Origin of the sequence: Flavobacterium sp. 90 (assembly GCF_004339525.1) — a bacterium.
Classification (GTDB): domain Bacteria; phylum Bacteroidota; class Bacteroidia; order Flavobacteriales; family Flavobacteriaceae; genus Flavobacterium.
The window spans coordinates 4,758,895-4,774,131 of the sequence record NZ_SMGE01000001.1 but is presented as its reverse complement, the minus strand read 5'-3'; the positions used below and the strand labels follow the sequence as shown (position 1 = coordinate 4,774,131).

The following is a 15,237-nucleotide window of genomic DNA, read 5'->3' as shown; positions in this document are numbered from 1 at the left end:
AAATGACAAACGTTGCGGGTATTTCTTTGTGGATATTACCTTTGTCAAAGTTTAAAACTTTGACAAAGGTTTTCGCGGTTATTCGCAATCTTGCAATTTCAACGGATTAAAATCACACACGTAATTCCTTTCCTAAAGTCGACAATCTTTGACGAGCTTCTTGCGGAGATTTCTCGTTCCTCGAAATGACAAACTTTGTGAACATTACCTTTGCCAAAGCATTTCAAAACCTTAGCAACTTAGAACCTCAGCATCTTAGTACCTTCTATTTATAAGTTGCTACATAAGTCACAACAGATTTCGCTGGAATTACAAAATTCGTTGCATCGACTGCGGTTCCTTTTTTCAAACTTAGAGTTTCTGAAGTTGTATAAGGTGTTAATTTATTATCTGTCAAAGTTCCTCCGGCAAGATTCAGTTTGTATGTTTTTGCCGATTTACTGATGTTAACTGCTACAACTACTAACTTTTTTGTTGCTGCATCTTTGTATGCGGTTACCATTACATCATTCACAGCAGTGGAATTATCAACACTTGGAATTTGAACTCTCACCATTCCCGGTTTTACAAAGAAAGAGAAGTTTCCTAATGCCCAAAGTGTTTTAGCATCTCTGATGTATCCGTCATTTTTGCAATAATCTGCGTTTCCTGCTCCGTTGCTTGAACCATCGTCTACGTGAATTAGTCCGTCTTTATAATCTCCACGGCTAATTGCTGTCCACCATTGCCAAGACGTTACACCTCCAACGGCAATATCTGTACTGATAATACGTGCTGTCCAAAGTGCCAACGGCATTCCTAAATCTCTTCCCGGACCTGCTCCACCAGGAAGTTCTGCGGTTCCAGGGCTTTCTAAAACACAATATTCAGACGACCATAAACTTAATCCTGCAACTGCTTGTGCTCTTGTTGCAGCTGATTGTCTCGAATAAACTAACTCTGTCAAAGGCCACGCTTGCCAGTAACTGTGTGCTGAAATTGTTTTTTTGACGTTGCTTAATCCTGCGATATTTCTAGCTGAATTTACGCCAAAGAAATAATCAATTTGGTTGGATCTGCTTTCTTTACCTGAGATTGTTTTATAAAGTGGCTCATAAGAACCGCCTTCTCCTACTACAATTTTAGACTCTAATCCTTTTGCTTGTAATGCCGGAGAAAGAACTTTTACAAAACTGTAAATATTTGCGTTTGTAGCCGGTGAACCTTCTTGTGCGGTTCCGTCCCACTCATATTGTGGTTCGTTAAACGGGCTTACATAATCAATTGTTAATCCTTGTTCTGTTTTTAATTTGTCTAACGATGTTGTCCAGAAATCAGCTAATTCAGGCATTTTTCCATCTTTCAAATTATAAAATTCTTTGATGGTTGCATGTGCTTTTCCGTTTTGGGTTAAATAAACCGGAGCACTATTTGTGAAGGCTAATAATTTTTCAAGGCCACGTTCTCTTGCAGCTTTCATAAACCAAACCTGTCCGGCTTGTTTGTTCATATTATACGAAACTCCATCTGTTGTAAAACATTCTGTACGTCTCCATTCGTCGCCAATATCGCTTGCATCACCTTGTTCTGTACTTCCTGTTCCAAGGTTAAATCGCCATAATGATAATCCGATTCCTTTTGGGTTTCCATCGGCATCCAATTCTTTGCTGAAAAGTAAATCGGCTATTTTATTCTTTTTATCCGATGGCCAATTTTTACCTATAAAATTACATTGCCACGCATCTGAAGCTCCGAAGCTTTCCATCGTTTGAAGATTTGCATCCAAATTGATACTTAATTCGGCAGTAGTATTTTCAGAATTTGAATTGTTATTGTTTTCGGAATCGCAACTTGTTAAAAAAGTGTTTGCGAAAAGCAAGCCTGCACATAGCAGACTTACTTTATTTTGGTTGATAAACTTCATATTAGTAACCAGGATTTTGTGTAATTAAACCTCCACTTAAATCAATTTCTAACTGTGGTATTGGCCACAATAAGTTTTTTGCAGGATTAAAATTGATTCCTTTGTCTTGTGATTCTCTCAAGTTTGTGGTTTCATAAGGATCTGTAGAATTCAGGTTGTACTGAACAAAAGTTCCGTTTGGTCCCATTAAACCTTCGATTACCGGTTTGCCTGTATTTGGATCTTTTTCACGACGAATATCATACAAACGTAATCCTTCAAAAGCCAATTCTAAACGACGTTCTTTATAAATTTGTTTTAGAAGTGTTGGTCCTGCTAATCCTGTTTTTGGATCTAATTTTACACGTGCTCTAATGATGTTGATATCTGCCAATGCGTCTCCGCCAACATGATAACTAGCTTCTGCTCTTGTCAAATACATTTCTGCTAAACGAATCAACGGAATATTCAATGGTAAGTGTCCGTCTTTTTTGTCTAATGCACGACGTGTTGCTATAGGAATATAATATTTACGACAAATACGTCCTGATTTATTATCGTTTAAGCTGAATTTGTGTGTTGGGTTTAAAACTTCGTCTCCATAAGCTGCTTCTCCCCATTTTGTAATGGTACTTCTACGACGAACTACATCATTTTCAGAAAGGTATGCATTTTCTAAATCACTGGTTGGCATACACCATCCCCATCCGTCAAGAACATCTGCAGCATCATTACTTGGAAAATATTTTTTGTCTTCTCCTCTTGCTCCTGATAATGTTGGTAACATTGATCCTAAACTTTTATCCTGAACTGATGATGATTGTGCTTCAAGAATTGATTCCACACCGTTATGGTTGTTTACATTCCAGATGTTTAAGAAGTCTCCTTCAAGAGCATATGGTCCTTCTGAAATAACTTTGTTTGAATACTGTTTTGCTTCTGCCCATTTTTCCTGAAATAAAGATACACGTGCCAATAAAGCATATGCTGCCCATTTGTTAACTCTACCTTCTCTGTTTACTGGAATGGTTTCTAATTTTGCAGCAGATTCTTTAAGATCGGCTTCAATTTGTGCATAAACTGCTGCCGCAGGACTGCGTTGTAATTTTAAATCGGCTGTTCCCAGAGATTTTGTGTATAACGGAACTCCTCCAAAAAGATTCACTAATTCGTAGTAACAATAAGCACGAACGAATAATGATTCTCCCATATATTGATTTTTTTGAGTTTCAGAAATTGGCGATGCAGCCATTTTCTCTAAACCAATATTAGCAGATTGTATCGTATAATAATGAGCGGTATAAATACTGTTCATATCTCCCATATTATCCGGTGTGATAATATATTGCGAACAAGGTCTGTGTGCCGAATTGTCCTGACCTGTATTTCCCATCCAGGCATCATCTGTAGACATTTCGTTAGTAACTCTTGGTGCCACTAATGCGTACCAATCGTTAGGAATCAGCAATCTTCGCGTTAATTCGTTTACATAATTCTCGCATTCTTGCCCTGTTTTAAAGTAGTTCTCCAGCGTTTGAGTTCCTCTTTCTTCTTTTTCAATAAAATCACTGCACGAAACTGCCAGTAATGAAAAAGTAAGTATTGCTATTATTATTTTTTTCATGTCGTTTTTTATTAAAATGCTACATTAAGACCCATCAAAATTGTTGGCTGAACCGGATAGTTCCATCCTCCAAAACCTGATCCTTTAACTCCGTCATCTTGTTTAGGATCTCCACCCGCAACTTCCGGATCAACTCCTGTATATTTTGTCCAGGTCCATAAATTCTGACCTGATAATGAGATTCTCAATTTGTCTAAACCAAATTTGTTAAAGAATGAAAATCCAACCTGAAGGTTTTTCATTCGAACATAAGAACCATCTTCTACATAAAAAGAAGAGAATTTGCTGAAGTTTTCGTTGTTATCGTCTTTAGACAAACGCGGAACATAATTTGAAGTTCCTTCTCCATGCCAAGCCATTTGGTCTAATCCGTTTACTTTGTTGCTTAAACTTGTACCATTATATAAATCTGAAATGTTTTGGTTAACGATATCATTTCCAATACTTGAATAGAAATTTGCTACCAAATCAAATTGTTTGTACGCTAAAGTCAAATTCAATCCTACATTGAAATCTGGCCAAGGAGAACCAATTTTTGTTCTGTCTTTATCATCTAGTTTTCCATCGCCGTTAACATCTTTAAAACGAATATCTCCTAATTGTGCATACGGTTGTAATTTGGTTCCGTGTTCATCTGTATGTGCATTTAATTCTGTTTGATTTTGGAATAATCCATCAGCAACATATCCATAAAAATATCCCGGTTCTTCGCCTTTCGTTGTAAGTGTTCTGTTTCCGGCTCCGTACAATCTTTCTCCATCTGCAGATAGTGACAACATTTTTACGTTTACGGTTGTAAAAGTTACATCGGCTCCATAAGAGAAATCACCTTTTTTATCTTTATAAGAGATCAACAAATCGATTCCGCTTGATTGCATTGAACCTACATTTGTCCAGATTGTTGAATAATTTGGAAAACCGCTGTATGTTGGAAATTGTTTCTTAAACAACATATCTTCTGTTTTCTTCTGATAATATTCTAACGATCCTGAAAGTTTGTTTTTCCATAATCCAAAATCAAGTCCAAAACTTACATCTTCAACTGTTTCCCATTTAATGTCTTTGTTTGCCATTGATGACGGAAAAGAAGTATCTGTAACTACAGATCCTATAGGATAAAATCCTTGCCCAATATTTGATTGGTAAACTGCTGTTGGTAAACCTTGATTTCCTACTTTACCCCAACCTGCTCTGAATCTTAAATCGCTCAAAACATCTTTTGTTGATGACATAAATCCTTCATTTAAAATTCTCCATGAAACAGAAGCCGAAGGGAAATTTGCCCATTTATTATTGGTCATAAATTTTGAAGATCCATCACGTCTGAATGTTCCTGTAAAATAATATTTGCTATCGTAGTTATAAGAAAAACGCGAAATATAAGACATCAAAGAACTTGACCAGCTGTTACCACCGCTATTACGGTTTTTGGTTGCAGCATTCAACTCTCTCATTGCATCTGTGTTGTTAGGAACTCCTTCGCCATAACCCCAAAGATCTTTACCATTATACTCTTCCATTGTGTTACCAATCATTAAAGAAGCATGATGCTTATCTGCAATTGTTTTAGAATATGTAGCAGTATTTTGCCATGTCCAATCTACGTTTGTTGTATTCCATCTTTCGATAGTATTAATTTCTGCTTTTTCGTGTGCTGCATCGATTATAAAATCCGGTGTGAATTTACTTCTTACTTTATCTCCAACTTCAATAGAAGCTTGTGTACGAAATACTAATCCTTTGATTGGCTCGTATTGCAAATATCCATTAGTATTTAAATTGTACTGATCTGTAAAATCATCATAACGTTTTACAGCTGCAATCGGATTCCATACATATGAAGGAGAACGTGCATATATACTGTATTCGTTTTCTAATCCTGTTAACTGATTTGCCGGTTTGTAAATTGGTGTAATTGGATCAATTCTATCAAAATCGGCCCAGTTCCCAGGACTTCCATAAGTTTCATAACGAGGATTCAAAGTAATTCCGGCTTTGAATTTATCCGAAAATTTAAAATCGTTATTGATTCTCATCGTAATTCTTTCCCATCCTCCAACTTCATAAATAGATTCTGCGTTATAATAATTCAAACTAACAGAGTAAGTATGTGTATCTGATCCTCCGCTAACTCCTAAAGAAGCATTTGTAACCGGAGCACCAGCTTTGATTCCTGCATCCCACCAATTGGTTGTTTTTCCTTTGTATTGAGAAGGATTTGGCAAATAATCTGCATATCCCGAATTGTTGTAAGCTTTGTTCATGATTGTGGCATAACCTTCGGCATCAGCCATATGATACGGATTGTTCATCAATTGCATTCCTGAACTCATATCAAAATTGAATCTTGTTTTACCAGCTTTTCCTTTTTTTGTTGTAATCAAAATAACTCCATTAGAAGCACGAGAACCGTAAATTGCGCTTGCAGAAGCATCTTTAAGAACCTCCATAGATTCGATTTCGTTATTGCTTAAGAAGTTAATACTAGTTCCCATTGGGATTCCGTCAACTACATAAAGTGGATCCGTACTAAGGTTTACCGTCGATATACCGCGGATTAAAACTCTTGGTTGTGCTCCGGGACCACCTTGTCCGGTAACCTGAACTCCAGATACTTTACCTTGCAAAGATTCGGCAACGTTACCAACAGTCATAGTTTGAAGTTCTTTTCCTTTTACTGAAGAAATTGAACTGGTCACGTCGCTCTTTTTAACGGCAGCATATCCCACAACCACGATTTCATCTAATGCCTGACTAGATTCCTGCATAATTACATTGATCTCCGTTTTGTCGCCAACGGAAACGGTTTGATTGGTAAAACCAACAAATGAAAATTCGATCTGAGCATTTTTATTTGGAACACTAATTACATAGTTTCCGTCAAAATCAGTTGCGCCTGTTGTAGATGTACCTTTAACGATTAGGTTTACTCCCGGAATTGGCACATTGCCTTTGTCTTTAACAATACCTTTTATTTTTATTTGTCCAAATGATACTGCGGTACACATCAGGGCAATAAAAAATCCTATATATTTAAATTTCATATCAAGTTATTTTTTTAATTAAATGTTATAACTGGGTTACAACAACTTATTTTTTTGTGATAAATACTCTTTCTAACTCTGTATCCAACACTACTTTGTACACTCCCGGAGCAGCAGGATATTTAGCATTTCCGTTTTCTCCCGGTGACATTGTACAAATACCATTTTTAATTAATCTCCATGACGGATTCCACCATTGACCTGTAAAAGTCGCTTCTAATTGACCTGTCAAAGTATATTCTCCTACTAATTGATAAGGATTGTTTGGGTTGTTTGCTAAGTGTAATCCTGTTTGAACCCATGCCGTCCAGGTATCCCAATCTGCACCTTGAATTCCGCTACCGCAAACACTTACGAAAGGTCTTCTTTGTGCTTCAACATCATGCCATAATCCGTTTGCAATATCTGCCCAAACTTTGCTTGATGGCGTGTATTTAGTTGCGGTGTATTTCAATGTATTTGGATTTACTTTTATGATGTAATATCCTTTTGTAGGTAAAATAATTGGAGTTGAAGCAACATCATCAACTAAAGTTCCTGCTTCATTCAAACCAAAACAATGTGGGGCAAAGTCTGATTCCTGACCTAAGAAATAAACTTCTTTATTGTCTTTGTCAGCATAATATTTGAATTCAAAATCCTGTCCGTTTTTCTCATGGAAATACATCGGAACTCCAACAGCATCTGTAGTAAGGTTGGTACCTTTTGGCTGGTCGCATAAATAGATTGCAGGATATTCGTTTGTCGCAACTATATTTACATTTAAAGTTCCTGTATTTGGAATCGCAAATTTATCTCTCGCGGTAATTGTCAATACATAGTTTGCCGCAGTCACTGGTAATGTATACGTTTTATTGAATGTATAAGATTGTGGCGCTCCTTGTAACTGAACCATTTCATCAATCCCTAATTCAGCACATTTTACCTGTATATAATCAATTCCTGAATCGTCATTAACTACAAAGTTTACTGGCATTTCTTTGCTTGTAGACAATAAGACGACAGCTCCTTCTTTTGGTGTTATCATTGTTATTGCCGGTGCGGCAAATTCTCCATCTAAACGTAAATTAATTTCTTCATTAATTGCGTTACCGGAAACATCCGTAATGATTAATTTTATTTTGAAAGCTTCAGAAGTTCCTCTGTTAGCAGGAATTTCAAAAAAGTAACTCAAATCATACGTTTTAAGTAAAGGATCTGTAGCAAATGAGATTACTTTATCCAGAGACAATTCCGGAATTTGAATTTGTACACTCTTTAATCCTAAATCATCAGCCAAAGCGGCTTTTATCTCAAACTTTCTACTTGGTGCGCCGTAAATTTCTTTTGTAGACACAACCACCGTAGGATTATCAGAACTTGGAAAATCTGATTCGTTATTTTGGCATCCGGTTAAAAGGAGACCAAAAAGGGTTAGAAAAAATAAAAATACATTTCTTTTCATTTCTTTAATTTTAAGGTTAGGTTAGTTAGTTAATTTGATAATTAGAAAATGAGATCATTACATAATTGGCCGGATTAATAATTCTCTCATTGACTTTTTTTAATTTGATAATTAGAAAATGAGATAATTGACTCGATTTAATAATTTTCGCATTGACTTTTTTATAATTCCATAACGAGAGATTTAGTATCAGTAATAATTATCTAATTGACTAATTATCTCATTATCTAATTGAGTTGAAACATTCTTTTTAAATCTATTTAAACCCGCAGCTTTTTTTCTGCGGGTTTGATAAGTAATACGTAAAACCAACTCTTACTATCTTTTTTTAAAGAAGGCTCAATTCTTTAAACAGACAAAAAAACTTATCGTAAAATAAACACTTATAACATACACAGTAATACAACTTAAATATTACTATAAGTGCAAAGTAATGTCGAGTTTCAACTTTTAAGGAGGGGTAAAATGGAAAAAAAAGGAGGTCAAAATCGTAATTAACTATTATTTTGGGTTAAAAATTACATACTATAAAAAAATAACTACATATTTTTAAACAATACGCAATTATCTGTTTTTGATAGTATTTTGCGGCTAAAACGTTTGCGTTTTTGTTTGACATAAAAAACAACACCATATTTGTCATTGCGAGGAACGAAGCAACCACACTAACAAAAATCACGAATTTTATTCAGCAAATGAGATTGCTTCGTTCCTCGCAAAGACCAATCTTTGTCGAGCTACTAGTGTGTCCTTCGACTTCGCTCAGGATGATAAGATTGTCGATTCCCATTGCGAAGGATGGATTAAAATCCATCCTTAAAATATATTTTGTTCCTACGGAACTTCTTCAAAAATTCCAGCAACAAAAAATGACAATATTGAACTCAAATCAAATTATTTAATAATATTCAAATCTGCGTTGAAAGAACTTTTGTATTTTTTAATATATTCCGATGGCGTCATTCCAAATAGTTTCACAAATTGCTGTCTGAAATATTTTGGGTCTTCAAAACCAACTTCGGCACTTGCCTGAGTGATATTTATATCTTCGGTCAACATCAACATCGCTGCTCTTCGAATTCGGACAGAACGTATAAACGCGTTTAAAGTTTGCCCCGAAATAATTTTAATCTTAGTATAAAGCGTTCTGTGACTCATTCCCATTTCGAGTGCGAAATTTTTAATCGTGAAGTCTCTCTTATGGATATTGGCTTCTACAATATCAATGCATTTCTTGAGGATTTCCTGGTATTCTACCGGAACTTTTTGTGTGTTTTCTTTAAGCGTAATACTATCTAAGAAATAAGTCCTAAGATTACTACGGTTTCGCAACAACGATTCTACACGCGCCACGAGTATATCATCGTCAAATGGTTTTGTGATATAATCGTCGGCTCCATCGCTGATTCCCTGCAAATGGGTTTCTGGATTTTTTGATGCTGTTAATAAGATTACCGGAATATGTGACAAAGCAGGATTCTCTTTTATCTTTCGGCACAATTCTAAACCATCCATTTCCTCCATTGTAATATCACTTATTACCAAATCAGGCATGTGTTTCTTAGTCAATTTCAAACCTTCTTCTCCATTCTCTGCACTATAAACAATATAGTTTTCCGAAAATAATTTGATGAGATAAGCTCTGATTTCGGCATTATCATCAATTATTAAAACAGTCCGTTTATCCGTCAGCATTATTCTCTGAAAATCATTTTCTGAAACTGAAGTATTAGAAAATGAATTATTTTCTTCGATTTCATCAACAATCAATTCATTAAACAATTGACTTCTTTGCGGAATTTCGGTTGTAATTTCTACATCTTCAAAATGACTGTTTCCTTTTAGAAAGGTTAGTTTAAAAACACTTCCTTTTCCTAATTCACTTGTACAGCTTACAGAACCTTTGTGTTTGTCTACAAAATATTTTACAATATAAAGTCCAATTCCAAAACCGGTTCCAACCGAAACTTTAGAATTGATTTGCTTGAATTTTTCGAAAATAACATCAATATCCTTTTTATCAATTCCATCGCCATTATCTGCAATTTCCAGAATTACTTCACGATCATTCTCATCAAGATTGAGATTAATTGTACCGTTTATTGGTGTGTATTTAAAAGCATTTGACATTAAATTGAACAGCGAAATTTCGATTTTTTCATAATCGCCAATAATTTCAATTTCATGATCGGGAATATTAAAATTGTATTGAATATTTTTCTCTTTTGCCTGATTGACAAAACACTGATAGACTTCATTACATAAATTATTAACGTTAATTGTCGATAATCTAAGCGAATCTGCATCATTTTCGGCTTTTCTAAAAAGCAATAACTGATCGACAAGACTCAAAAGCCGTCTTGCGTTTCTATGTGCAATCGCCAAATCACTCCCCGAAGATCCATTTTGGACACTTTCTTTTTGAACTGCTTTTTTCAGCGGATTAATAATCAGCGAAAGCGGCGTACGAAACTCATGCGAGATATACGTAAACATTGAAGATTGTTTTTCGGCAATTTCTTTTTCTTTCTTGCTTTCCAGTTCGGCAATTTTAACCTTGTACTTTAGTTTTTCTTTATTTTTATGATATTCCAAATAAGCAAAAATACTCGCAATACCTGCTAATAAATACAACATATAAGCCCACCATGTTCTGTACCAAGGCGGTAAAACGTTTATAATAATTAAACTTTCCTCTTTGTTCCAGCCGCCTTTAAAATTGGTTGTTTTTACTTTAAAAGTATATTTTCCTTCGGGCAATCTCGAATAATTTGCTTTTCGGGCCTGACCTACAAAATTCCATTGTTCATCCCAGCCTTCAAGGAAATAAGCATAATTTATTTTGTCGGCATTATTATAGTCCAGGGCAACAAATTCCAGTGATAATGTAGTCTGATCATAAGGCAAACTCACTTCTTTGATTTTATTGGAATCCCATTCTGAAATTAAATCTGTTTTACTCTCTTCAATAGGCTGATTATTCACATAAAAATCGGACAACAAAAGATTATTTTGCTGATTGTATCCTTTTATTGCCTCTGGAAAAAAGATATTAAAACCATTAATTCCGCCAAATAAAAACTCTCCTGTAGATAATTTAATTCCCGCATTAAAACTAAATTGATTGCTCTGAAGTCCATCGTTTACAGAGAAATTTCTAAACGTTTTTTGCTTCTTATCAAATCTGCAAATACCATTATACGTGCTCATCCAGAGATTACCTTCTTTATCTTCGAGTAATCTCAAAATAGTATTTGATGGCAAACCATCATCTGTAGTCAGTCGCTTGAAAGTATTTGTTTTTCGATCAAATAATAATAAGCCGCCTTCCTGAGTTCCTAACCAGAGATTTTTGTCTTTGTCTTCATGAATGCATCTTACAGGATTGCCGATGTTTATTTTATGGATCTTTTTTGTTGCTTTTTCTATAGAAAATAATGACGTATAATTTCCTCCCCAAAGTTTACCCTCGCTCGTTTGAATCAGACATTGCAAATTTGTGATGGATTTGTCAAAGAGTTCAAAATTATTTTTCGCTTTATTAAAAAGATATAACGAACCTTCGTTTGTCGCACTTGCCCAAATATTGGCTTTAGCATCTTTATAAACAAACCAAATGTTCTTTTCTGTTTGTTTTGTAAACGGATTATAACAAGAATAATGGGTAACGGTATTGTTCTTCGGATTAATTTTATTTACACCGCCAGCCCAGGTCGATAACCAGATTTCGTTATTATTATCTCTAATTATACTGGTAATAAAATTACTCAGAAGCTTGTTACTGTAATTACTGTAAGTATTATTTTTTCGATTCCAATATTTTAATCCTGCTCCGTCAGTACCAACCCAAAGGTTATTTTTTTCGTCTTCGCAGAACGATAAAATAAAGTTTTCGGCAGGATCATTGGCATTGTAACGAATACTTTTAAAATATTTTGGTGTATTACTCAACATACTAATTCCACCGCGTAAAGTACCAAACCATTTGTTTCCCGATTTGTCTTCATACAAACTCCAAACCGAATTACTTTTAACCAGATTATTGTCTTTTACAGTATTCGATGTAATTGCTTTCTTGTTCGTTCCTGTCACTTTGTAAATTCCACAGCCATCTGTTGTGATCCAAACCTCCTTTTTCTTATCTGTAAGAATGTCTGTAACGCTGCACTTATTGGTAAAATAATTCTCTGAAAGAAGACCAGATTGTGTATTAAAGAGAAAAAGTCCTTCATCTGTTCCTAACCAAAGATTTCCATCAAAAGTTAATTTCATCGCTTTTACCTCTATAGAAAGCGGATAAACGACTTTTAAAGTTTTTGATTTATAATCGAAACTACAAACACCAACGTTTCTGACATAAATCCAGGAATGTCCCTTTTTCTTGTCGTCCTGAATGGCGATCGCATCATAATTATCGATGTTTGATTTATTCTCTTTCGCTTTAAGCGGAATATGTTTCCCAACGAATGATCCGTTTTCAAAACTTATTAAACCCAAATTTTGCGAAGCCACCAAAACCATATTATTAGAAATGGCGCTGGTTTGGTGTATAATATCTTTTAAATACTTTGGTTTCTTATTTGAAATCACATATTCAACGGAGCGAAAAGTTGCATTGGTTTTATTATAAATACAAATTCCGTTAGAACCGCCAACCCAAATATTGTTTCTTGAATCTCCTTCGATATCATAAATCGTATTGAATGACAAGGAGTTTTTATCGTTGATTCTATTGCGATAGACTTTAAAATTATAACCGTCATAACGATTTAATCCATCATAAGTTCCAAACCACAAATAACCATCACTATCCTGAAATATTGTAGTTACAGAATTATTTGATAAACCATCAGATATATCCAGAAATTTAACTGGATTATCCTGTGCTTGAACTATGGATGTAAAACCTATAAAAAGTAAACAATATTGGAGAAAATACTTCAAAATAAGGTGGTGTTTTTTGGTTTGGTGTAAAAAGCACAATTATAAGCTAATTTTGTAAATATTTCATAAAAACAAGTAAACAAAATTCACATATCCGTCATTATTTATAAGACTTTTTCCATATTCCGTATTTTTAATAAACCAATCCCTATAAATAATAATTCCGTATAAAATCGATTTGATTCTATACGGAATTATATAAAAAATGCTTCGCACATTAATGCAGGACAAAAAAGCAATTTTGTTGAAGACAAGACATAAAAAAACCTCGTTTAATTTACTTAAACGAGGTTCTATACCTGAATACAAATATTATTTTTTTGATTCTTCGATAGAAACTTTTCTAAACTCTTTTAAAAGTTTTTCAATTTCCAAAGTTGATTTACGTGCTCTTGGTCCAGCAGCTTTAACACCTTTTTCAGTTAAAGACTCAGCTTCTGCTTTAAATGTTTCGATTTCGGCGTTGATTTTTACTAATAGATCTTTCATGCTTATACTTATTAAATTAAGTGGCAAAAATAAAATTTTAGACGTTAGATACAGCATATTAGATGTTAAATTTATCCCACTTTTAGGCACTTCAGCAAAGATTCATCACAAGTTACAAATTTAAAAACATAACAGTCTACTAATTATACACTTACAAAAACCATTCTTTTTTGTGATGCTCTTTTTAAATTAGCATTAATGTCACAAACAGTGCTACAATGCCGTTTTTAGACAAAAAAAGTGCAGGATATAGAACAACATATACCCTGCACCAATAGTTTCTAGTCTACAAGAATAGAAAATATAAAAAACACACAAACTACATTAAAAAATACACAGCTTTATCAAAATTGCTGAATTTGGTTTTTAGAGAACTTAAATTTTGAGAAATCACTCGTGGTGTTGTCTGCATCGCAAAATCTGATTTTGCTCTAAAATACGATTTCAAATCCTTCATGATTTGCGCCTTGTTATTAGAACCATCTACCATAATTAAACTTTTAAGTTCGTTTAAAAAAGTCAGACTACTATATAATTGTTTATTGAACAGGCAAACTAAAATGTTGGTACCTTTTTTATCTAATTTTAAAAAATCCAGAAATTCATTCTTATTATAGACAACATAAATACATCTGTCATAATCCAGAGTTTCATTCTCATTAGTACCTGAAAACGAATTTTCGTGAAATTCAAATTCATCTTTAAACTTTCTTTTAAACATTTTTAAAAATGTTCCCTGATTATCTTGCACCAGGTACTCCTGCTGCTCCGGCTAAACCGTCTTTTCCATCTTTTCCATCAAGTCCATTCAGACCCGTGCTTTCACCAGAAAGCGCAATTCTATTCCATTTGTTATTAAGCCAGTAGTAGTATCCAGGAGTAACATCCGATGCCGTAACCGCATTAAAAACTAACAAGCTTTCAGCAGGATTATTAATTGTCACAACATCTGTAGTGCTCGTTAGCTTAACATTAGGAATTAAAACACCTCTATTTGTAGCCTGAACATGTAATTGTGCTGAAGGATCAGGATTATTTGTCCCTATGCCTACTTGAGAGTAAGCTGAAAAACTACCTAAACCTAATACAACAAATAGCGGGAGTAATTTATTCTTCATAACTTTAATATTATGGGTTATTATTATTTCTTTTAAAATCTATCAATCTAATTTTTAGGTGAATATTTAAAACAAATTTCTAAACACCTCAATTTGAAGATGCAAAGGTCTTGCGAAAGCCAACTTATTTTTGCCTGTAAAAGTTTTTAAACTTATAGATTAAGACATTCCTCATTAAAGAAATAGCTATATAGTGTTGAATTCAAAATATTAATATTGAAGAGCTGAACTGAAAATAATAGTTCAGTAATAGGATTGTTTAAGTAGGGGAAAGTTTTGAGAAATGCAATCAGACCTTATTGTACTTAATATAATAAATACTTGGTCTTGCAATGAAAAACGCTATGTTTTTTTTACAAGATCAAAACATAGATTTGAAAAAATTTATCAATATTTTAGATGATTAAATTCAAAAAAAATGCAATATATTTTTAAATCTTACCCAAAATAAAAATGAGGAAACCAAAGTTTCCTCATTTTACCTAATTAGTTTGTAACAAAATAAAATTGTTGATTAGGCAGTCTTAAAAACTTAATTTCATCAGTATTGACTATAATTTTTATCCTACTATAAATTAAAACCAATACATAACTGCCTAAAACAACAAAAAATAACTAACTTCAAAAAGAATACCTTAATTAGGCATCTTATCTAGAATTATCAAAATATTAAAATAGAATAATATAAAAAA

General features: G+C 33.8%; 8 protein-coding genes. All 8 read right to left on the bottom strand.

Annotated elements, in window-relative coordinates:
- Positions 1-265 precede the first annotated feature (265 nt).
- The 8 genes from C8C83_RS19500 to C8C83_RS19465 all read right to left on the bottom strand — a co-directional run bounded on the left by C8C83_RS19500 (position 266) and on the right by C8C83_RS19465 (position 14,545).
- On the bottom strand, positions 266-1,903 hold the full coding sequence (locus C8C83_RS19500; protein ID WP_121330244.1) for a glycoside hydrolase: 1,638 nt from the start codon (positions 1,901-1,903) through the stop codon (positions 266-268).
- A gap of 1 nt (position 1,904) precedes the next feature.
- Positions 1,905-3,506: a RagB/SusD family nutrient uptake outer membrane protein gene (locus C8C83_RS19495; protein ID WP_132011864.1), complete on the bottom strand. Its 1,602-nt coding sequence runs from the start codon at positions 3,504-3,506 to the stop codon at positions 1,905-1,907.
- Positions 3,507-3,517: 11 nt separating this feature from the next.
- Positions 3,518-6,550, bottom strand: a complete 3,033-nt coding sequence (locus C8C83_RS19490) for a TonB-dependent receptor (RefSeq protein WP_121330243.1) — start codon at positions 6,548-6,550, stop codon at positions 3,518-3,520.
- Between the two features lie 46 nt (positions 6,551-6,596).
- A complete protein-coding gene (locus C8C83_RS19485; RefSeq protein WP_121330242.1) occupies positions 6,597-7,994 on the bottom strand; it encodes a hypothetical protein in 1,398 nt (465 codons plus the stop codon).
- An 894-nt stretch (positions 7,995-8,888) separates the two neighbouring features.
- Entirely contained in the window at positions 8,889-12,938 is a 4,050-nt protein-coding gene (locus C8C83_RS19480) for a two-component regulator propeller domain-containing protein (RefSeq protein ID WP_132011863.1), read from the bottom strand.
- A 312-nt stretch (positions 12,939-13,250) separates the two neighbouring features.
- Complete coding sequence (locus C8C83_RS19475) at positions 13,251-13,427, bottom strand: histone H1 (RefSeq protein WP_099708224.1); 177 nt, start codon at positions 13,425-13,427, stop codon at positions 13,251-13,253.
- A gap of 319 nt (positions 13,428-13,746) precedes the next feature.
- On the bottom strand, positions 13,747-14,148 hold the full coding sequence (locus C8C83_RS19470; RefSeq protein ID WP_121330241.1) for a hypothetical protein: 402 nt from the start codon (positions 14,146-14,148) through the stop codon (positions 13,747-13,749).
- Between the two features lie 19 nt (positions 14,149-14,167).
- On the bottom strand, positions 14,168-14,545 hold the full coding sequence (locus C8C83_RS19465) for a hypothetical protein (protein ID WP_121330240.1): 378 nt from the start codon (positions 14,543-14,545) through the stop codon (positions 14,168-14,170).
- Between the last annotated feature and the right edge of the window lie 692 nt (positions 14,546-15,237).